Annotated in this window: 16 protein-coding genes and 1 tRNA gene; 8 read left to right on the top strand and 9 right to left on the bottom strand. The window is 69.3% G+C overall.

Features of this window, described 5'->3' with window-relative positions; all coding sequences use genetic code 11:
- Positions 1 to 23: 23 nt before the first annotated feature.
- The 3 genes from OHA61_RS20205 to OHA61_RS20195 all read right to left on the bottom strand — a co-directional run bounded on the left by OHA61_RS20205 (position 24) and on the right by OHA61_RS20195 (position 2,787).
- Positions 24 to 1,262, bottom strand: a complete 1,239-nt coding sequence (locus tag OHA61_RS20205; protein ID WP_406304195.1) for an RNA polymerase sigma factor — start codon at positions 1,260 to 1,262, stop codon at positions 24 to 26.
- Complete coding sequence (locus OHA61_RS20200) at positions 1,259 to 1,672, bottom strand: YciI family protein (protein WP_406304194.1); 414 nt, start codon at positions 1,670 to 1,672, stop codon at positions 1,259 to 1,261. The genes OHA61_RS20205 and OHA61_RS20200 overlap by 4 nt, the downstream gene beginning before the upstream one ends.
- Positions 1,673 to 2,328: 656 nt before the next feature.
- Positions 2,329 to 2,787 carry an endonuclease VII domain-containing protein gene (locus OHA61_RS20195; RefSeq protein ID WP_406304193.1) on the bottom strand — a complete coding sequence of 153 codons (459 nt, stop codon included), beginning with the start codon at positions 2,785 to 2,787 and terminating at the stop codon, positions 2,329 to 2,331.
- A 281-nt stretch (positions 2,788 to 3,068) separates the two neighbouring features.
- On the opposite strand from OHA61_RS20195, the gene OHA61_RS20190 reads away from it, so the two are divergent.
- The 8 genes from OHA61_RS20190 (at position 3,069) to OHA61_RS20155 (ending at position 11,007) form a co-directional block, all read left to right on the top strand.
- A complete protein-coding gene (locus OHA61_RS20190; RefSeq protein WP_406304192.1) occupies positions 3,069 to 4,004 on the top strand; it encodes an N-acetylmuramoyl-L-alanine amidase in 936 nt (311 codons plus the stop codon).
- A 129-nt stretch (positions 4,005 to 4,133) separates the two neighbouring features.
- A complete protein-coding gene (locus OHA61_RS20185) occupies positions 4,134 to 5,465 on the top strand; it encodes a hypothetical protein (protein ID WP_406304191.1) in 1,332 nt (443 codons plus the stop codon).
- 121 nt (positions 5,466 to 5,586) lie between these two features.
- On the top strand, positions 5,587 to 7,158 hold the full coding sequence (locus OHA61_RS20180) for a LuxR C-terminal-related transcriptional regulator (protein WP_406304190.1): 1,572 nt from the start codon (positions 5,587 to 5,589) through the stop codon (positions 7,156 to 7,158).
- Between the two features lie 103 nt (positions 7,159 to 7,261).
- Complete coding sequence (locus OHA61_RS20175) at positions 7,262 to 7,459, top strand: hypothetical protein (protein ID WP_328675365.1); 198 nt, start codon at positions 7,262 to 7,264, stop codon at positions 7,457 to 7,459.
- Between the two features lie 31 nt (positions 7,460 to 7,490).
- Positions 7,491 to 8,933 carry a DUF2252 domain-containing protein gene (locus OHA61_RS20170; RefSeq protein ID WP_406304189.1) on the top strand — a complete coding sequence of 481 codons (1,443 nt, stop codon included), beginning with the start codon at positions 7,491 to 7,493 and terminating at the stop codon, positions 8,931 to 8,933.
- A 116-nt stretch (positions 8,934 to 9,049) separates the two neighbouring features.
- Entirely contained in the window at positions 9,050 to 9,469 is a 420-nt protein-coding gene (locus OHA61_RS20165) for an SHOCT domain-containing protein (RefSeq protein ID WP_406304188.1), read from the top strand.
- Between the two features lie 53 nt (positions 9,470 to 9,522).
- Entirely contained in the window at positions 9,523 to 9,936 is a 414-nt protein-coding gene (locus OHA61_RS20160; protein ID WP_406304186.1) for a hypothetical protein, read from the top strand.
- 231 nt (positions 9,937 to 10,167) lie between these two features.
- Complete coding sequence (locus OHA61_RS20155) at positions 10,168 to 11,007, top strand: DUF4394 domain-containing protein (protein ID WP_406304185.1); 840 nt, start codon at positions 10,168 to 10,170, stop codon at positions 11,005 to 11,007.
- Positions 11,008 to 11,166: 159 nt separating this feature from the next.
- Here OHA61_RS20155 and OHA61_RS20150 read toward each other — a convergent pair.
- The 6 genes from OHA61_RS20150 to OHA61_RS20125 all read right to left on the bottom strand — a co-directional run bounded on the left by OHA61_RS20150 (position 11,167) and on the right by OHA61_RS20125 (position 19,507).
- Positions 11,167 to 11,239, bottom strand: a tRNA-Lys gene (locus tag OHA61_RS20150).
- 88 nt (positions 11,240 to 11,327) lie between these two features.
- The gene (locus OHA61_RS20145; RefSeq protein ID WP_406304184.1) at positions 11,328 to 12,890 is read right to left on the bottom strand and encodes an amino acid permease; all 1,563 of its coding nucleotides are present in this window, start codon (positions 12,888 to 12,890) and stop codon (positions 11,328 to 11,330) included.
- A 48-nt stretch (positions 12,891 to 12,938) separates the two neighbouring features.
- A complete protein-coding gene (locus tag OHA61_RS20140; RefSeq protein ID WP_406304183.1) occupies positions 12,939 to 15,056 on the bottom strand; it encodes an FG-GAP repeat domain-containing protein in 2,118 nt (705 codons plus the stop codon).
- Between the two features lie 102 nt (positions 15,057 to 15,158).
- A complete protein-coding gene (locus OHA61_RS20135) occupies positions 15,159 to 15,413 on the bottom strand; it encodes an FG-GAP repeat domain-containing protein (RefSeq protein ID WP_406304182.1) in 255 nt (84 codons plus the stop codon).
- 71 nt (positions 15,414 to 15,484) lie between these two features.
- Positions 15,485 to 17,038, bottom strand: a complete 1,554-nt coding sequence (locus OHA61_RS20130) for an FG-GAP repeat domain-containing protein (RefSeq protein WP_406304181.1) — start codon at positions 17,036 to 17,038, stop codon at positions 15,485 to 15,487.
- 240 nt (positions 17,039 to 17,278) lie between these two features.
- The gene (locus OHA61_RS20125; RefSeq protein WP_406304179.1) at positions 17,279 to 19,507 is read right to left on the bottom strand and encodes a DEAD/DEAH box helicase; all 2,229 of its coding nucleotides are present in this window, start codon (positions 19,505 to 19,507) and stop codon (positions 17,279 to 17,281) included.
- Positions 19,508 to 19,692: the final 185 nt, after the last annotated feature.

Here is a 19,692-nt window from a genome sequence, read left to right as displayed (position 1 = left end):
GGTTGTCCACAGGCGCACGGAAGCTACTTCGGGGCCAGCAGCCGGGCCGCCCGCATCTGGAGGTAGCGCGTCTCCGGGACGCTGAGGGTGCGCCGGGCCGCCAACTGGTAGGCGGCCCTGGCTCCTTCGGCATCCCCCGCCTTTTCCAGCAGATGCGCCCGTACGGCGTCCAGCCGGTGATGCCCCGCCAACCCGTCCTCCAGCTTGGCCACTTCGGCGAGCCCGGCCTCGGGACCGTGCACCATGGCGACGGCCACGGCACGGCCCAGCTCGGCCATCGGCTCGGGAGCACGGCGTACGAGCAGGTCGTACAGCGCGAGAATCTGCGGCCAGTCGGTGTCCTGCGCACGCGCCGCCTCGTCGTGCAGGGCCGCGATCGCCGCCTGCAGCTGGTACGCCCCCGCCGGTCCCTCCGACAGGGCCTCCTCCACCAGCGCGGTCCCTTCGGCGATCGCCTTCGCGTCCCACAGGCCCCGGTCCTGCTCGTCGAGCGGGACGAGCTCGCCGTGCGGTCCGGTGCGCGCGGCGCTGCGGGCGTCGGTGAGCAGCATCAGCGCGAGCAGCCCGGTCACCGCCCCGTCGCTGGGCAGCAGCCTGCGCACGGCCCGGCTCAGCCGGATCGCCTCACCTGCGAGGTCGGCGCGGTGCAGATCCCTGCCGGAGGTCGCCGTATAGCCCTCGTTGAAGATCAGGTAGAGCACCTGCAGCACGGCGGCGAGCCGCTGATCGCGGTCCTCGGGCCCCGGCTGTCGAAACGCCACACCCTTGATCTTCTGCTTGGCCCTGCTGATGCGCTGCGCCATCGTCGCCTCCGGCACCAGATGGGCGCGGGCGATCTCGGCCGTCGTCAGACCGCCGACCGCGCGCAGGGTGAGCGCGATCTGGGCGGCCGGGGTGAGTGCGGGGTGGCAGCACAGGAAGAGCAGCGTGAGGGTGTCGTCGTCGCTGGGCGCACGGCTCTCCCCCGGAGCGGGCGCGGTGAACCCGTCCCTGGGAGTGAGCGCGGCGACGGTCTCCTCGCGCCTGCGCCGGGCTTCCTCGCTGCGCAGCGCTTCCGTGAGACGGCGGGAGGCGACCTTGATCAGCCAGCCGCGCGGATTGTCCGGGAGCCCCGATTCGGGCCACTGCTGCGCGGCCGCGAGCAGCGCCTCCTGTACGGAGTCCTCGGCCAGGTCGAAGTGCCCGTACCGCCGCACCAGCGCACCGAGGACCTGCGGCGCGTGCAGGCGCAGCAGGTCCTCGATGCCGGACGTACGACTCACAGATCGCCTCCTTCGTCCAGGATGGGCCGGATGACGATCGGGTAGACGGGCGCCCCCAGGGGCCCGGGGCAGGTCGCGATCCGCGCGGCGATCTCGGTGACCCGCTCCAGGCTCTCGCAGTCGAGCACCCAGTAGCCGGCGAGCAGTTCCTTGGTCTCGCTGTAGGGCCCGTCACTGACCACGGGCCGCCCGTCGTCGCCGAGGCTGACGAACCGGGTCTGGGCGGGCTCGGCGAGCCCGTGCCCGTCGACGAACTCACCCGACTCGGAGAGATCGTTGTTGACCTCGCCCATGAAGGCGAACATCGCCTGGATCTCCTTCTCGCTCCAGGCAGGGCTGTTGCCGGATGCCTGACCGCGCATCGCCTCGTAGTCGGCCTGCGAGCCCTGGATCATCACCAGATACTTCATGACGTGCTCCTTCGGATGCGTCGCCGCCCCTCGTGGGCAACTCTCACAGGGGACGTCGCAGCCGATGCCGGATTTTCGACAGCACGCGGAGAATTTCTTCGAACCACTCGTCGGGAGCACGCGCACGGGCGGAGCGGCCCACGGGACCTGTGTCCGCCGCCCGCCGTGGGAGGGACCGTCGGGCTCGGGTCTACTCGCGGGCTGGCTACCGTCGGGCCGTGATGCCCGAATGAGCGTTTGCCGATGCGGCGGCCCCTCCAGGGATCCTGAGGAGACCTCGGATGTACTGGTGAAGACGTGGCGCACCGCCCGGCGGTTGCACGCGCGGTCCGATCCGGCCGGTGCGGAAGCGGGCCCTTCTGGCGGAATTCGGACGTCGTTTTCCCGAGGAGCGCGTCGCGGGCCACCGTCGCCAGAGCGGCGGGCGGGGGGCCTGCCTGCGCGGAAGCTCACCACGTCGGAGGACCAGTGACGCACACGCACTGACGTGGAATCAGATGGCGTGGAACCGCCAGTCAGGCGTAACGGCCGCCGGAAGGGGGGATCCCGCGAGGGAACGGCACGGCGCAACTCCTGATGGGAGGACGCATGGCCTGGTATCCGGCGCCACCAAGTACGAGCTCCAGCCCGAGTCCGACTCGCAGCCTGCGATCCGGCTACCGGGCAGCGTGCCGCTCGAGGTACGCCGCTGCGGCACGCAGGAACTCCGGGCTGTCACGGAACTTCCCCAGTCCGTGGTTGCACGCGGTGCACAGCAGGCCGCGGACGCATTGGCCACAAGACTCGGCGGAGTCGGGACAGCAGGCGTGGTCATGATCAATGGACAGGGTGAGCCCGGTGGCGTCCGTCTGCTTGCAGATGGCGCACGCGCCCCCCTGGCTTGCCAGCATCTCCGCGTAGCGCCCGCGCGGCAGCCGGTACAGCGTCTTGCGCTGCGCGTCCCGCGCGCAGCCTCGGCAATGGCCCTGCAGACCGTCCTGGGCGCTGGCGTTCCGGTGGAACATGTCCAGGTGAAGCCAGACGAGGCAAGTGCGGCACTGCTTCTCCCCCCGCTCGTTCCGGTCGGTCGGCTTGGCCTCCCGCCGGTCCGGCAGCGGAGTCAGCTCGCGCCCCATGTTCCGTTGCCAGTTGTGGCTCGCGCACAGCCCCTTGCTGATGTACTTCCGCGTGCAACCGGGGAACTCACACCGCCGGGTCTCCGTGGCCGTGCCGGCATGGACGCGGCGCGGGGCCCCAGGGCCCGTATCTCCGTGGCGTTGCCACCGCTGGTAGTGCATGGCGCACCACCCTCGAGAGCGCACGCGTATGGGGCGGTTGCAGTCCTCGACAGTGCAGGTGAGTTCGTCCATGCCGATTCCCCCGAGATGATGTGCCCGAATCAAAAGGAGGCACCCTGATGGCTTGGTGCCCATTCGCTCAGAAGCTGGAGCTTCAGCCCGAAAGCGACCAGCAACCCGCCATCCGACCAACGCAGTTCATCCTCCACAGCGTTGCGGCGCCGTGGACGATCCAACGGATTTACGAGTACTGGCAGTCTACCAATCTTGAGAGTCACTTCGGCCTAGGCTACGACGGCAGCCTCGGCCAGTACATCGGCACGGAGACCCGCGCCGACGCCAACTACCAGGCCAACCGCCGCCCCGACGGAACCGGTGCCGTGTCGGTCGAGACCGCCAGCAACACCAGCGGGACCGACCCGTGGACGGACGAGCAGGTCGCCCAGCTCATCCGCGTCGGCGTATGGCTGCACCAGCACCACGGCGTCCCGCTCAGGATCTGCCGCACCCATGACGACCCCGGCTACGGCTACCACCGCCTCCACCCCGAGTGGGCCGTATCCGGCACCGCCTGCCCCGGCGACGCCCGCGTGAAGCAGTTCCGCGAGGTCGTGTTCCCCGGGATCGTCGCCCGCGCCACCGACACCGACCCGCCCCAGGAGCCGGACATGCCCATCGCGAAGCTGTACGAAGCGAACGCCATCGACGTCGAGCTGCCGTCCGGGATCTGGGTCCCTCTCGCCTTCAAGGACGCCGTCATCCACGCCGGGCCGCGCACCTTGATCGGCCCGGTGTACGTACAGCTCACCATCACGGGCGCCCCCGCCGGCAGTCGCGTGGACGGCCGGTTCTACGCCACCGAAGCCGACGGCTCCGGCAAGTCCGGATACGGCGACATCACCATCACGGGCGGCTCGGGCGGCCACCAGTTCCTCCACAACGCCGACGTGCCCGAGGGCAAGCACCTGCGGTTCGAGGTGTGTTTCACCACCCCGGACGGCAGCACCGCTCTGCTCACCCACCGTCTCGTCACCGGCGACTACTTGGCCGCCTGAGGGAGCGGACAGGGCTCCCGCGATTCGCCCGTTCGGCCGGTCCGGACGTGCCCTACCCGGGGACATGGGCGGAAATGGACCAGAGGCGTCAGCCACGTGACGCTCATGGCCCTGACGCAGGAGCTACGGATGACGAGCCCGCCGGAACCACCGCAGGAACCAGCGAGCCCTGCGAGCGAGGGCGCGCCGAAGGGCGGTGGACGGGTCGCCTCCACGGCCGGACGGATCACCAGGAAGGTGTCCTCGGCCGTCCTCATCGTCCTCGCGTGCATCCTCGTCCCGCTGTCCGTACTTACCGTCTGGGTGCACGACATCGCACTCGACACCGACCGGTACGTCGAGACGGTCGCTCCCCTGGCGAGCAATCCGGCGATCGAGGACGCGGCGGTGAACCGCGCGGTCCAGGCGGTGAACGTCCGCTTCGACGCCAAGCAGTTCACGACCAACGTCGCGGACTGGCTCCAGTCGCAGGGACTGCCTCCCACCGCCGCGCAAGCCGTCAAGGGCTTCGCTCCACAGCTGGAATCGGCCGTGGACAGTGCGGTCGAGAAGATCGCCCGCCGCTTCGTCGAGAGCGACAGGTTCGAGACGATCTGGACCGACATCAACCGCGCCGGCCACTCGGCCGTCGTCCACGCGCTCACCGGCAAGGGGCGAGGGGCCGTCGGCGTCGAGGAAGGGACCGTCACGCTCAGCGTCGGCACGGTCGTGGAGACCGTCAAGAAAGACCTTGTCGACGCGGGACTGCAGCCGGCCTCGAAGATTCCCGACGTCAACAAGACCCTGGTCCTCTTCAAGTCCGACAAGCTCGACCAAATCCAGGACGCCGCACACGCGCTCGATGTGCTCGGCAACTGGATGCCGATCATCACCGTGCTTCTCGGCGCGGCAGGTGTGCTGCTCGCCCATCACCGCAGACGTGCCCTGGCCAAGACCGCTCTCGGCGCCGCCGTGGCCTGCCTGATCGTGGCCATCGCCCTGGTGATCGCCCGTCGCTACTACCTCGACCACCTGCCCAACCAGGTGCAGTCCGATGCCGCCGCCGCGGCGGTCTTCGACACCCTGCTGCGCTTCCTTCGCGTCACCCTGCGCACCGTGATCGTGCTCGGCGTGATCATCGCTCTCGGCGCCTATCTGATCGGACCCGGACGGCTGCCCCGCGCCGTGCGGGGCACGGCCGAGCGCACCGCCGACTCCGTGGCCCGCTGGGGCGGCACCCACGGAGTGAACACCGGCCCCGTGGGCACCTGGACGAACAAGTACCGCCGCTGGATCAATCTCGGGGTGCTTCTCCTGCTGGCCCTGATCTTCGCCCTGTGGAACCACCCGACCGTGCTGACCGTGCTGCTCCTCGTACTGATCCTGCTCGCGGTCCTCGCCGTGATCTCCCTGCTGGCCGCGACGGGCCGGAACCGGGCCGTCCCCGCGGGCGGTGGTGATCCCCTGCCTGGCGATCACTAACCGCCGCGGTCAAGATTGACGTGTTCCTTCGAGTGCCGTCGGCACGACGTCCGCCCGCGCCGACCGGCACGCTCCGTCCGGTTGGCAGGACACAGCAGCCGACAGCCAGATGGTGGTCGCCATGCCCCCCAGCTCCACAGGATCACAGCTGACTCCGGCCGGTGACCCCCTGTTGGCCGCGAAATTCTCCGTACCCGTGATTCCCGGGACGTTCGTACGCCGCAAGCGCCTGCTGGACCGTCTCACCGAGGGAACGGCGGGACCGCTCACCCTGATCACAGGCCCCGCCGGCGCCGGGAAGACCGTGCTCGCCGCCTCTTGGGCGGCCAGGGCGGCGGCAGCGCACCCCGTCGTGTGGCTGACCCTGGAGGACGACAACAGCGCTCCCGGCGTGTTCTGGACCTACGTCCTCGAAGCCTTCAGACATCACCCGGTGACGCTGTCGGCCGTCGTGGGCTCCCCGGCCCGCGCCGACAGCGTCGACCATTCTCTGCTGGTCCGTTTCGCCTCCGCGCTGGCCCGGCTGCCCGAGCCGGTGGTTCTCGTACTCGACGGCCTCGACCGGGTACCCGACCGCGAGGTGGCCTCGGGCCTGGACTTCGTCCTGCGGCACGCGGGGCCGCAGCTGCGCCTTGTGCTGATCAGCCGGGTCGACCCGCTGCTTCCCCTGCACCGCCATCGCGCCGAGGGCAGCATCTGCGAGATCCGGGGCGCGGACCTGGCGTTCACCCGCCACGAGACCGCGACACTGCTGCGGCGGCACGGCCTCGTCCCGTCGGCGGAGACCGCCGACACCCTCACCCGGCGGACCGAGGGCTGGGCTGCCGGACTGCGGCTGTGTGCCCTGGCCATGCAGCAGACCGACGATCCGGCCGGCTTCGCCCGCTCGTTCGCCCTGTCCCAAAGTGCCGTTGCCGACTATCTGCTCGCCGAGGTCGTCGACGCCCAGCCCGCCGCCACCCAGGACCTGCTGGTGCGCACGAGCATCCTGGACCGGGTGCACCCTCGGCTGGCGAACCTGCTGACCGGACGCGAGGACGCCGAGGGGATCCTGGCCGCTCTCACCCACGCCAACGCCTTCGTGGAGCCGATCGGCAACACCCCCTGGTGCCGCTTCCACCCGCTGTTCGTCGAGGTTCTCCAGACGTATCTGCGCAGCCACCAGCCGGGCCTCGAACCGAAGCTGCACCGGCTCGCGGCCCACTGGTTCTCCGAAACCGGCCTGATCGTCGAGGCCGCGGAACACGCGGCCGCCGCCGGGGACTGGGAGCACGCCGCCTCCCTGGTCCTCGACCACGTCGCCCTCTGCGGCCCGCTCAACGGCCCGGACACCCACCGAATGGAACGGCTCTTCGCGGGCATGCCCGCCGACATCCCGGAAGCCTCCCCCTGGCTCCGGCAGCTGCTCGCACACCGGCCCGAGCCCGTCGACGGCCACCCGCCCGAGCCGGTCAACGGCGTGCCGCACCCGGACGGCGGCCCCGCGCACCCGGCTCCCGTCGAGAGGCTCAGCGACCGCGAATGCGATGTGCTGCGGCAGGCGGCACAGATGATGTCGACCGAAGAAATCGCCTCAGAGCTGTACGTATCCGTCAATACGGTCAAGACTCATCTCAGGAGCATCTATCGCAAGTTGTCAGTTTCCCGGCGCCGCGACGCGGTCCGCCGGGCAAAGGAGTTCCACCTGCTCTGAGCGGCGACCGCGCGCTCACCTCCTCCGGGTGATGCCGCGCCCCTCGCACCTCGGACAGCATGCAGGAAAGACGATCCCCCGAGGACCGATGGGGAGTGCGGGCATGCGTTACGAGTTCCGCGTCACCGGCCGCCTGTCCAGGCCCATCGCAGAGGCCTTCCCCGAGCTGGAGGAAGTCGCCGCCGCGCCGCAGACGCTGCTCTTCGGCCCCGTCACCGACGAGGCGCATCTGTACGGACTGCTCATGCGCTTCCAGGACTTGGGCCTGCACATGGTGGAGATGCGCCGACTGCCGGACTGACCGGTTCCCCCAGAGCGGCAAGGAGTGCGCGATGACAGCCACGACACCGGGCGAGCAGACGACACCGGGCCCTCGTACGACACCGGGCGAGCACCTGACAGCCCAAGAGCGGGCCGCCATCGGCAAGGCTGCCCGCGCCCGGGTTCCACGATCCAGCCATGCCGAGTTCGATCCGCCGTCGGACCGGACCGGACCCGTCGAGATCATCGAGCGCCAGTCCGCCACGCGCGTCCCGGAGCTCGTGCCCATCCGCTACGGCCGGATGACGGAATCACCGTTCCGCTTCTATCGCGGCGCCGCCGCGATCATGGCCTCCGACCTGGGCGCCGCGCCCCACACCGGGATCTACTCCCAGCTCTGCGGGGACGCACACCTGCTGAACTTCCGGCTGCTCGCCTCCCCCGAACGGCATCTGGTCTTCGACATCAACGACTTCGACGAGACGCTGCCGGGCCCGTGGGAGTGGGACGTCAAACGGCTCACGGCCAGTCTCGTGATCGCCGGCCGCGCCAACGGCTTCTCGGCCAAGCATCGCGGCAGCGTCGTACGGGGCACGGTGCGGGCGTACCGGGACGCGATGCGCGGCTTCGCCGGGATTGGCAACCTCGATGTCTGGTACACCCAGGCCGACACCGAGCAGCTCCGCGGGCTCATGCCCGAGTCGCTGGGCAAGAACGCCCGCGAAAGGATGTCCGAGGCACTGACCACCGCCCGCACCCGCGACGCTCAGCAAGCGTTCAGGAAGCTCACGAGCGTCGTCGACGGCAACCGCCGGATCACGGCCGACCCGCCGTTGATCGTGCCGCTGCAGGATCTGCTCCCCGACGTCGAGCGCCATGTGCTGGAGCAGGAGCTACGTCTGCTCATCCAGCGGTACGGCACCACCCTCGCGTCCGACCGGCGGCATCTGCTCGAGCAGTTCCGGATGGTCGACATCGCCCGCAAGGTGGTCGGAGTCGGCAGCGTGGGCACCCGCTGCTGGGTGCTGCTCATGCTCGGCAGGGACGACGAGGACCCGCTGCTGCTGCAGGCCAAGGAGGCCGACCAGTCGGTGCTCGCCCCGTACGCCGGTGCCGGCCAGTACGAGAACCAGGGCGAGCGTGTGGTGTCCGGGCAGCGGCTCATGCAGGCCGCCGGCGACATCTTCCTCGGCTGGGAGCACGTCACGGGCATGGACGGTCTGGAGCGCGACTTCTACGTCCGCCAGCTGCGCGACTGGAAGGGCATCGCCCGGCCCGAGCTCATGGACGCGAACCAGATGGAGTTCTTCGGCACGCTCTGCGGTATCACGCTGGCCCGCGCCCACGCCCGCTCCGGCGACCGGATCGCCATCGCCGCCTACCTCGGCAGCAACGACTCCTTCGACCGGGCGCTGGCAGAGTTCGCCGAGCTCTACGCCGACCAGAACGAGCGCGATTTCCAGGCCCTGACCGAGGCTGTGCGCACGGGACGGGTCACCGCGGAGACCGCCTGATCCGGGTCGGCAAGTCCTACGGATTCACCCGTGACGGGTGAGGGCTCGCGGGGGGAAACGAGGAGTCTGGAAGCAAGCGGACCCCTGGGGTCCGAAAGCGAGGCAGGAGGAGAGCTATGGCTGGCGATCTGGTCCTGGCGTACGACTATCCCGTGCTGGGCGCCTTCTGGACCATCATGTGGATCTTCCTCTGGATCATCTGGCTGATGCTCCTGTTCCGGGTCATCATCGACATCTTCCGTGACAGCGAGATGAGCGGATGGGCCAAGACGGCGTGGCTGCTCTTCGTAGTGATCGTCCCGTTCCTCGGCGTGCTGGTGTACGTGATCGCCCGGGGCAGCCAGATGGGCAATCGCGAGATCAAGCACGCGCAGGAACAGCAGGCAGCCGTGGACACCTACATCCGGGAGACGGCCGCGGATGCCGGGGGCACCAAGAGCCAGGCGGACGAGCTCGCCAAGCTGTCCGAGCTCAAGGCCAGGGGTGATCTGTCCGAGGCCGAGTTCCAGGCCGCCAAGGAGAAGATCCTGCACTGACCCCCTCCGGACTACGTGACCGATCTCAGGAGTACGGGAGTAGAGGAAACGTCATGACACAGACAATTCACCGCTCCGAGGGAGCACAAGCGGCAGCCAGCGGGCTCGTCGTGTTCGCCGCGGTCATGCTGATCATCACCGGTGTCATGGACCTCTTCCGAGGCATCATGGGCATCGCCGAGGACGACATCTTCGTACGGACACCGAACTACACGTTCCAGTACGACGTGACCGGCTGGGGCTGGTGGCACCTGATCCTCGGAGCCGTAGCCATCCTCGTGGGTATCAGCCTGTTCAGGGCCCCGCTCTGGGCACGGATCATCGGCATCGCGATCGCGGGAATGCTCATCATCATCAACTTCCTGTCGCTGCCGTACTACCCGGTCTGGTCGGTCATCTGCATCGCCCTGTACGCGTTCGTCATCTGGGCGCTGTGCGTCGTGAAACGGGACACGATGACCGGCTGACGGCGGGAGCGGGAGCGGACAACGCCCTGCGACAACAGCCGGGAGCGCCGCGGCGCCCCGACCGGTGGAGACCGGTCGGGGCGCCGCGTGTGAGGGCAGGCCGCCTCCGAGGGGCACGGCCGTCGATGCCGCCGTATGGCCGTACTCGATGTGCCCAGGGGATGGGTGGCTGTTTTCGTCGTAGGGGTGGCGCCCCGGCCGAGCGGGCGCCTCGACTCCGTTGGAGATTTCATGCGCAAGGCAGTCCTCGCGGTGGCGCTCACCGCTGCCCTGTCCACCGCCGCTCCCGCCCTGGCCGCCGACGCCGACCTCGGTGAGAGCAGCCAAGGTCTGAAGGTGACCGGGCTGACGAGCGACCAGCGTCTGGTGCAGTTCCGCACCAGCAGACCCGGCTCGGTCACCTCGATCGGAACTGTCACCGGCCTGCAGGGCGACACAGCTCTGGTCGGCATCGACTACCGCGTCCAGAACGGCCTGCTCTACGGCGTCGGCAACGCCGGCGGCGTCTACACCCTCGACACCTCGAACGCCGTGGCGACTCAGGTGTCCCAGCTGAGCATCGCCCTTCAAGGCGCCTTCTTCGGGGTGGACTTCAACCCGGCCGCAGACCGGCTGCGGATCATCAGCGACACCGGGCAGAACCTGCGCCACAACGTCAACGTCGCCATCGGCGGCACCGTCGCCGACACCGACCTCACCAACCCACCTGCCCTTGGACCGGCCCTCGGCGTGACCGGGGCCGCCTACACCAACAACGACCTCGACGCGGCCACAGCCACCAGTCTGTTCGACATCGACACCACCAACGACCGGGTCTCGCTGCAGTCCCCCGCCAACTCCGGCACCCTCTCCCCCACCGGAAGCCTCGGGGTGGACGCCGGGCCCAGCGCGGGCTTCGACATCTACTTCTCGTCCAAGGTGGGCAGCAACCGAGGCTTCGCCGCCCTCGCCACCAACGGCTCCTACCGTTTCTACGAGGTCAACCCGCTCACCGGGGCGGCCACCGACGCCGGCGCCTTCCCCTCCAACCGCCAGGTCTTCGACGTCGCCCTGCCCCTCAATCAGTGGTAGTCCGCCCCATCGGCACCGGGTGAGGCGCAACCGCACGCACGGCAACGCACCCGGTGTTCCGCCCGCCCGCACAGAGTCAGCCGGGCCGGCAAACGCCGCAATCGGGCTGCGCAACGAGATCAGCCCCAGGTCAGATGGCTCTGACCTGGGGCTCAGCTGTAGGCCGTGTGGGACTCGAACCCACAACCAACGGATTAAAAGTCCGCTGCTCTGCCAATTGAGCTAACGGCCCTCGGCACAACATCCCTGAGCATAGCCGGACGGGACCGGTGAGCCGATCGGGTATCGGATCACCGGCCCCGTCGAGGTGCCGCGGCAGGTCACCGACGGGACGTCTCGCGGGCGATGGTCCGAGGGTGGTTGCGGTTGAGGAACCAGTGGCGGGCCGAGGCCAGCCACCAGGCGGCGGCGAAGCCCAGGACGGCCAGCACCGCGACCGGGGCGTAGTTGAACGTCTCCCAAGTGACCGGGGAGACCTGCGGCAGCATAAAGAGCACCGTGATCACCGCGACCCAGATCACCGCCACGATGCCGATCGGGCGGGACCAGCGGCCCAGGTGCCAGGGGCCGCGTTCGAAGCTGTCTCCGCGCAGCAGCCGCAGCAGGGTGGGAATCACGTAGGCGATGTAGAGGCCGATGACCGCGATCGAGGTCACAGCGGCGTACGCGGTGACATTGATCAGATACGGCAGACCGAGGACCAGCGCCCCGATCGCCGCGAGCCAGACCGCGGCGACGGGCGTACGGGTCCGGGGGCTGACTGTGTGCCAGACGTGCGAGAACGGCAGGGCACCGTCCCTGGAGAAGGCGTAGATCATGCGGCTGTTCGCGGTGACGGACGCCATACCGCAGAAGAGCTGCGCGCCGATGACGACCAGGAGCAGCAGCTTCCCGGCGGTCGCACCGAGAGCGTCCAGCAGGATCTGGGCCGGCGGCGCTCCCGTCGGAGAGGTGAGGGCTCCTTCGTACGACTGGATGGCGAAGGTGAAGCCGAGCAGCAGGACGAAGCCCGCGATCCACGAGGTCCAGATGGACTGGACGATGCCGCGCGGTCCTGCGGTCGCGGCGTCATGGGTTTCCTCGGTCATATGGGCCGAGGCGTCGTAGCCGGTGAAGGTGTACTGGGCCATCAGCAGCCCGATGAGGACGACGTAGATGCCGCTGCCCCAGCCGGTGTTGTTGACGAACTTCGTGAACACGAAGGACGCCGACTGGTGCGAGTCGGGGGCGAAGGTGAGCGCGCCGACGATCACCGCGACGCCCAGCACATGCCACCAGACGCTGACGTTGTTGAGGATCGCGACGATGCGTACGCCGAAGGTGTTGAGGAGGCCGTGCAGCATCAGGATCGCGGCGAACAGCAGGATCGTCCGGCCCGGCGTGACCTCGAAGTCGAACTGGAGATTGAGGTACGCGCCGAGGAAGGAGGCGGCGCCGAAGTCGATGCCCGCCGTGACGGCGACTTGGCCGAGGACGTTGAACCAGCCCGTGAACCAGGCCCAGGCGGCCGCGCTGCGCGGCGGTGCCAGCCGGTGGGCCCAGAAGTACAGGCCCGCGGAGGTCGGGTACGCCGAGCAGATCTCGGCCATCGCCAGGCCGACGAACAGGGTCATCAGGCCGACGGCGACCCAGCCCCAGGTGATCACGGCCGGGCCGCCGGTGTTCATGCCGAAGAGGTAGAGGGTGAGACAGCCGGAGAGGACCGAGATGATGGTGAACGAGACGGCGTAGTTGGAGAACGCCGACATCCGGCGGGCGAGGACCTGGGTGTAGCCGAGCTGGGCCAGGCGCTCCTCGTCGGAGCCGACGGAGGGTGGTGTGAGGGCGGCTTCGGGAACGGGTGCTGTTGGCGGGGGGCCTCCCGCAGTGGCGTCATCTGTCATGCCCCCAGCAATTCCCTTGCCGGGGGCACCACATGCGCCACCTGTGGCCTAAAACAGCGCCCGGTAGTACTGCCAGCCGCTTCCGATCTGTTCCGTGGAGCCGAACGAGCCCCTGCCGTCGCCCCTGTTGCGCAGCAGCTTGCCGTTCGTGTCGCGGGAGAGCAGATCGCCCACACCGTCGCCCGTGATGTCACCGACCGCGATGATGTCCGTGCGCCCCGCGCCCCAGTTGCTGAAAACCAGCGTCCGCGGCTTGAACGAGCCCGTCCCCGTCCCGTCGTAGCGCCACAGCTCACCGCCCGCGTCACGCGCCAGCAGATCGCCGATGCCGTCGCCGGTGAAGTCGTCGGCGCCGATGATTTTCCAGCCCTTCCAGCCCGAGCCGACCTTCACGGCCGGCTCGAAACCGGCACGCGCATTGCCCCGGTAGAGGAAGAGATAGCCGGTGGCCGCCTGGCGTACGAGCAGATCGGGACGGCCGTCCCCGCTGAAGTCGTCGGAGGCGGCGAAGGCGTCAAATCCGTTCCAGTCCTTGCCCATCAGCTGGAGCGGCTCTTTCGGGTCGATGGGGTTGCTGCCGCCGCCCGCACGGTAGAGGGTGCCGTCGGGGGTGCGGATCAGGACATTGCTGCGCGGGTTGTCGGTGTTCGATCCGTACGGGATGAGACGTGTGCGCGGGTCCCATCCGATGGTGGCCCAGGAGCGGGCGCCGCCCCGCGGGTGGTGTACGGCCGCCTTGCCCGTCGTCGTCATCGAGTAGAACTCGCCGTAGCCGTCGGCGTTCATGTCCCGGAAGGCCGAGGCGCCGTTGACGAGCCGCAGGGATCCGGGCGTCCACGACTCGCCCGTGCCGTCGGCCGGCCGCACGGTCATCTCCCACTGGTACGGGCCGCTGATCCTGTCCTTCGGATCCCAGTCCCGGGCATCCCACTGGGCACTTACGAGCGCGGCGGACCGTTGCGTTCTGGTCTCGTTCACCAGGACGCCCCTGCGCCAGTCCTTGACAGTGAAGGTCCGGGTGGCGGGCGGCCGGTTCAGCAGCATCTTCGCCCTCCAGGGCCAGTGCAGGTCGTCGGCGGTGGCCGGGGCGGACACGTCGAGGGCGTGGAAGTCGCCGCGCGGCACGGTCACCGGCCTGATGTGGATACGGCCCTCGGTGTCCGTGTACGCGACATGACCGCCGTACTTGTCGACGCTCCACCTGCCCGCCCCCGGCGCCGCCCTGTCCGCAAGCGTCGTGGTGACCGGCTGCTCGCGGGCACCGCCGTGGAAGTCGGTCATGGTCAACGCCCCGGTCCCGTCGTCCTGTTGGACCACGAATCCGTCGCCGAGTTTCGCGGACCTGGAGTACGGCACGCTGATGATCTGCGGGAAGCTGACGCCGGAGTCCCAGATCCAGGACTTCGCGGCGCCGTCACAGCGCCAGTAGAACCAGCGGCCGACCTTCTGCAGCTCGTCCGGCGTACAGCTCAGGCCGGTGGCCTGGTCGTACGGAGCGTCGGTCCTGCGGGCCAGGTCGTACCACCTCAGCCACCCGGGGTTGCTGCCCGGCGTCCACATGGTGCTGCCCCAGATGGCGACGGCACTGACCGGACGCGTGGTGAGGACCGTGGGCAGTTCGTCGTCGAAGGTGGCGACGTACTGCCTGCCCGTACTCGGCTCGTCGACCGCGAAGAACCGCCCCTCCGCGGCCACCATCCGCTGCTCCGTGCCGAGCTGCCCGACGGTGATGGTGTCGTACGACGTCCCCTCACCCGAGACGCTGTGATTGGCCCCGCTCGGATTGGTGTACGCGAACCGGCCGTCCCCGAGCGCATGGACCAGCGGGCCGAACTCCGGGTAGCCGTCCCACACATCGGCAATGTCAGTCCACCGCGGCCCGGGCTCCGGGGTGCCGGTGACGGCGAGGTCGTACGCATACAGCCTGCGCACGGCCTCCGGATCGACCCGGGCCACGACTCCGAGCCGCCCGCCGCCCAGCGCGATGCGCTCGGGGACGGCGGGCCTGCCCCGGTAGGTCCCCAGATCGATGACGACCTCTTGCGGCTCGCTCTGCCCGGCGGCGACGGCGACACCGCCGGGAGCCAGCCCGAGACCGCCGGCGATGAGGGCGGCGACGGCCCCGAGCACGAGGCTGCGTCTGGTACGTGCGGCGGTGCGGGTCATGCGTACCCCCCTGGCGCGGCTCAGCGTCCTGGAAGGTACGACTGCCCGAAGTGCCCGCTGGTTGTACCCATATGAGTGACTGCCGGTTTCAGTCCGCTGCGATCAGTAGATCGCCGTGTACCGCTGCCAGCCGGACCCGATCTGCACGGTGCCCCGGAACGATCCCTTTCCGTCGCCGCTGTTGCGCAGCAGCCGACCCGCCGTGTCCCGGGAGACGAGATCATTCCTGCCGTCCCCGTCGAGGTCCCCGACGCCGACGAAGGCGTTGCGCCCGGCCCCCCAGTCCCTGAAGACCAGCACGCGGGGCTTGAGCGTCCCGGTCCCCGTGGCGCGCCGGAGGATCGAGCGATGACTCATTCGGTTCCTTCTGAGTTCTCTCCGGACGACGTGTCATGTGCGGACGGGAGTTGACACCGTCCGGGCCCGCGTCAGCTGAGCGACACGTACTTCTTCCAGTTGGAGGCGGTGAGCAGCTTGGGCGCCACGAAACTGCCCTTGTTGTTGACGTTGTAGAGATAGGCCGCGCCCGCGGACGTGCGCCCGATGATGTCCTGGCGGCCGTCGTGGTCGGAGTCGCCCGACGCGACAATGGCGTTGAAGGCCTTCCAGCCCGCGCCCGCCTTCGTACGCGGAAGGAAGCCGCCTGCGCCATTGCCCCGGTACAGCCACAGGTCACCGGCCGCGTCGCGAACGAGCAGATCCGCCCGACCGTCGCCCGACAGGTCGCTGCGGCCGACGATGAGGTTGTACTGCCCCCAGCCGACACCGATCTTCTTCCGGACACCGAGACCGCCGGTCCCAGTGCCGGGGTGCATCCAGAGATAGCCATAGGCGTCACGCCCGACGACATCGGGCTGGCCGTCACCGGACAGGTCGCGGACCGCGAGCAGCTTGTTGTAGCGGTTCCAGCCGGTGCCAAGGCTCACGCGGGCACCGGGATTGTGCGAGACGTCGTACGGAATCCGGTACAGCGTGCCGTTGTTGTGGCGGACGAGAAGGTCGGTGTACCCGTTGCGGTTGAGGTCACCGCCCAGGGTCACGAAATTCTCGAACGGCAGATACATGAAGCCGCTGTTGTCGACATTGTTGGCCCATGCGTATTCGGGAGTGAGGGTGTCGATCATGTCCTCCGGCTCCCGCCCGAAGATGGACCCGCTGTCGCGGTACTCGATGTCGACGTCACGGGTCCAGCTCTCGACGACCGCCCGGTAGGTGGGGATCGCGGTGTAGAGCCGTACGCCGTTCTGCACGCAGCCGCTGGTGCTGGTCGCCGAAACCGCGATGAGTTTGCCGCCCGCGACCAGTGCGCCTCCGGCGTCTCCGAAGCACTGGTCCGCCGCCGGGACCGGCGCGGCATCCGGGGCAGGGGAGGTGCAGATGGTGCCCTGGGGCAGGCTTCTGCCGAGCAGCGCGGCGCAGTCGGACCCGGCGCGCACCACTACCTGCTCGCTGTGACGCACCCGGACGGACTCCTGCGCGTCGGTGCCCGTCCATGAGTAGAAGGTCGCCTTTGACCCCGCGGTGTACAGATACGTGTCGGAAGGACCCGCGAGAACGGCCCGCCCCGCCGATGGCGGATTCTGGTCGTAGAAGACCGAGACCCCGGCCTGGCGGGTGGTGGCGTTGAACTGCGGGTGCGAACGGTAGCGGGTGAACCCTGCCGTACCACCGGTCATCTTCCCGGCCGAGTCGTACTCCCACACCCCGTCGTTCTTCGACATCCCGGTGAAGCAGTCAGGTGTGGCGAGGGTCCGGGTCGGCGAGAGATAGATGCCGGTGCAAGAGTGACGGGCGTCCGACTCACCGTCCTGGAAGTTCAGCGGCACGAGCCATGTCGGTACGGTCGCCGCCGCAGCCGAGGCGCCGGGCGCAGCGGCTGCGGGCGGCGTGAGGGCTATGAGTCCGGCCAGCAGGGCTCCGGTCAGTACGCCGGTGCCCAGCCGTCCGGCAGTGCATGCACGCAGGAGCGCATGACGCTTCAAGAAGGTCCCTCCCCAGGAGCCTGAAAATGGCAGGGGAAAGACACGGCGGCTCACGGCCGTCGAAAAATTTGGGCCGGGCTCCCCTTGCCGTGCCCCCCACCGCAAGTAGGCGGATCGTAACAGCAGCCACACAGGCAACGGAAGGTGGATTCGAACCCGTTCAAAGCGACAGGGCCCGCACAACACCGAAGTGTCGTACGGGCCCTGTCAGCAGGTCAGGCTCAGTGAGCCGTCAGCCGGTCAGCCGTTGCGCTTCCAGCGCGGCTTGTCGTCGCGCCGCCCGAAGGAACCGGTGTTCGTGCCGGTGCCGGTGCCCCCACGGTGGTCGTCACGACGGCCGTACGGCCGGTCGCCGCCACCGGAGCGGAAGCCGCCCGCGGGGCGGTCGTCGCGGCGGTCGCGGTTGAACGGGCGGTCGCTGCCCCGGTGGCCCGAGGGGCGGTCGTCGCGGCGGAAGCCGCCACGCTCGTCACGGTTGAAGCCGCCACGGTCGTCGCGACGGTCGTTGCCGCCGGAGCGGAAGCCGCCCGAGGGACGGTCGTTGCCACCGGAACGGAAGCCACCGGACGGACGGTCGTTGTCGCGGCGGAAGCCACCGGACGGGCGCTCGTCACGACGCTCGAAGGAACGGCCACCACGGTCGTCACGACGGTCGTTGCCACCGGAGCGGAAGCCGCCCGACGGACGGTCGTTGTCGCGGCGGAAACCACCGGACGGACGGTCATCGCGACGCTCGAAGGAACGGCCACCACGGTCGTCACGACGGTCGTTGCCACCGGAGCGGAAGCCGCCCGACGGACGGTCGTTGTCCCGACGGAAGCCACCACGGTCGCCGCCCCGCTCGCCGCCACGGCGCTCGAAGTTGCCCCGGTCGTCGCGGCGCTCGAACGCCGGACGCTCGTCGCGGCGCTCCGCCGACTGCTCCGGCACCGAAGCCGCAACCTCGGCAGCGACCTCCGCCTCGGCGACGGCCTGCACCTCGGCGACCGCGGTCTCCGGGTCGTCGCCCCGCTCGCGCGCCGCGCGCGCCACCAGGCGGTCGGCCTCCTCACGGAGTTCGGCCGCGCGGCGCTGCACGCGCTCCAGCTGCTTGGTCAGGTCGACGACCTCGCGCTCGGCCTGCTTGGCGGCGTTGTTCGCGGAGTCGGCCTGGACCTCGGTCAGCGAACGGGCGCCGGTGATCTCGGCGACCTCCGGGTCGAACGCGCCGGCACCGGCGACGATGTGGCGCGAGGCGTCGACGCCCGCGTCCTCCATCAGACGGAAGATCTGGCGGCGCTGGTGCGGCAGGGACAGCGACACGACCGTGCCGGACTTGCCGGCGCGGGCGGTACGGCCCGAGCGGTGCAGGTAGTCCTTGTGGTCGCCGGCCGGGTCCACGTTCAGGACCAGGTCGATGCCGTCGACGTGGATACCGCGGGCGGCGACGTCGGTCGCGACGAGCGCGTTGACGTAGCCCTTCTTGAAGTCGTCGAGGACGCGCGTACGGGCGCCCTGCGTCATGCCGCCGTGCAGTGCGTCGGCCTTGACGCCCGAGTCCTGCAGCTGCTCGGCGATACGGTCCGCGCCCAGCTGGGTGCGGACAAAGATGATGGTGCGGCCCTTGCGGGCGGCGATCGCCGCGGTGACCGGCGCCTTGTCCTTCGGCTTCACGACGAGCACGTGGTGCGTCATGGTCGTGACGTTGCCCTGGGCGCTGTCGACCTCGTGGCTGACCGGGTCGACGAGGTAGCGGCGCACCAGCGTGCCGATCTCGTTCTCCATGGTGGCGGAGAAGAGCATCCGCTGGCCGCCGGCCGGGATCTGGTCGAACAGCTCGGTGACCTCGGGCAGGAAGCCCAGGTCGGACATCTGGTCGGCCTCGTCGAGGACGGCGACCTGGACGTTCTCGAGCGAGCAGGCGCCGCGGTTGATGATGTCGCGCAGTCGGCCCGGGGTGGCGACGAGGACGTCGACGCCGCGCTCGAGCGCGTAGATCTGGTTGCCCATGGACGTACCGCCGCAGACGACCTTCATCTTCAGGCCGAGTACATCGCCGTACGGCTGCAGCGCGTCCGCGACCTGCATCGCGAGCTCACGGGTCGGGGTGAGGATGACCGCGCGGGGCTTCTTCTTCTCAGTGTGGCCGCCGGCCAGCGTGGCCAGCGTCGGCAGGCCGAAGGAGAGGGTCTTGCCGGAGCCGGTACGGCCGCGGCCGAGGATGTCCTTGCCGGCCAGGGCGTCCGGGATGGTCGCGGCCTGGATCGGGAAGGGGACGGTCACACCGTTCTGCGCGAGCTTGCGGACGACGCCCTCGGGCAGGCCCAGCTCGGCGAAGGTGACGGTCGGCTCGGCGGTCTCGGTGTCGGCGACCGCGTCGGACTCGACAGCCTCTACGGCGTCGGGGGCGTCTACGGCTTCGGCAGCGGAAGCCGCCACGGCCTGGTCGTTCTCGGGCATGACGGCGTGATCAGTACTGAAAGTGGACATGCGAAATGCGAAACCTTCCGGAGTCTCGGCACGCGCCCAAACTCCGTGAATCGCAAATTCGACCGCCTCAATGCGGTCAGCCACGGCAAGGGAGAGTACGCGCCACGCGGCGCTCTTCTGTGTCGGCGCCGGGCAATGGGATCAAACGATCTATAACCATACGCACCCTCCCCCGCAAATGGCAA

The organism is Streptomyces sp. NBC_00885 (assembly GCF_045207475.1).
GTDB lineage: Bacteria > Actinomycetota > Actinomycetes > Streptomycetales > Streptomycetaceae > Streptomyces.
The sequence above is the reverse complement of the archived record's forward strand: the minus strand, read 5'-3'. Positions and strand labels throughout refer to the sequence as shown.

Excerpts from the sequence above, each read along its gene's own strand:
- OHA61_RS20200 (WP_406304194.1), bottom strand. The coding sequence starts at position 1,672 with ATGAAGTATCTGGTGATGATCCAGGGCTCGCAGGCCGACTACGAGGCG.
- OHA61_RS20195 (WP_406304193.1), bottom strand. The coding sequence starts at position 2,787 with ATGGGGCGCGAGCTGACTCCGCTGCCGGACCGGCGGGAGGCCAAGCCG.
- OHA61_RS20190 (WP_406304192.1), top strand. The coding sequence starts at position 3,069 with ATGGCTTGGTGCCCATTCGCTCAGAAGCTGGAGCTTCAGCCCGAAAGC.
- OHA61_RS20185 (WP_406304191.1), top strand. The coding sequence starts at position 4,134 with ATGACGAGCCCGCCGGAACCACCGCAGGAACCAGCGAGCCCTGCGAGC.
- OHA61_RS20180 (WP_406304190.1), top strand. The coding sequence starts at position 5,587 with ATGCCCCCCAGCTCCACAGGATCACAGCTGACTCCGGCCGGTGACCCC.
- OHA61_RS20175 (WP_328675365.1), top strand. The coding sequence starts at position 7,262 with ATGCGTTACGAGTTCCGCGTCACCGGCCGCCTGTCCAGGCCCATCGCA.
- OHA61_RS20170 (WP_406304189.1), top strand. The coding sequence starts at position 7,491 with ATGACAGCCACGACACCGGGCGAGCAGACGACACCGGGCCCTCGTACG.
- OHA61_RS20165 (WP_406304188.1), top strand. The coding sequence starts at position 9,050 with ATGGCTGGCGATCTGGTCCTGGCGTACGACTATCCCGTGCTGGGCGCC.
- OHA61_RS20160 (WP_406304186.1), top strand. The coding sequence starts at position 9,523 with ATGACACAGACAATTCACCGCTCCGAGGGAGCACAAGCGGCAGCCAGC.
- OHA61_RS20155 (WP_406304185.1), top strand. The coding sequence starts at position 10,168 with ATGCGCAAGGCAGTCCTCGCGGTGGCGCTCACCGCTGCCCTGTCCACC.
- OHA61_RS20145 (WP_406304184.1), bottom strand. The coding sequence starts at position 12,890 with ATGACAGATGACGCCACTGCGGGAGGCCCCCCGCCAACAGCACCCGTT.
- OHA61_RS20140 (WP_406304183.1), bottom strand. The coding sequence starts at position 15,056 with ATGACCCGCACCGCCGCACGTACCAGACGCAGCCTCGTGCTCGGGGCC.
- OHA61_RS20135 (WP_406304182.1), bottom strand. The coding sequence starts at position 15,413 with ATGAGTCATCGCTCGATCCTCCGGCGCGCCACGGGGACCGGGACGCTC.
- OHA61_RS20125 (WP_406304179.1), bottom strand. The coding sequence starts at position 19,507 with ATGTCCACTTTCAGTACTGATCACGCCGTCATGCCCGAGAACGACCAG.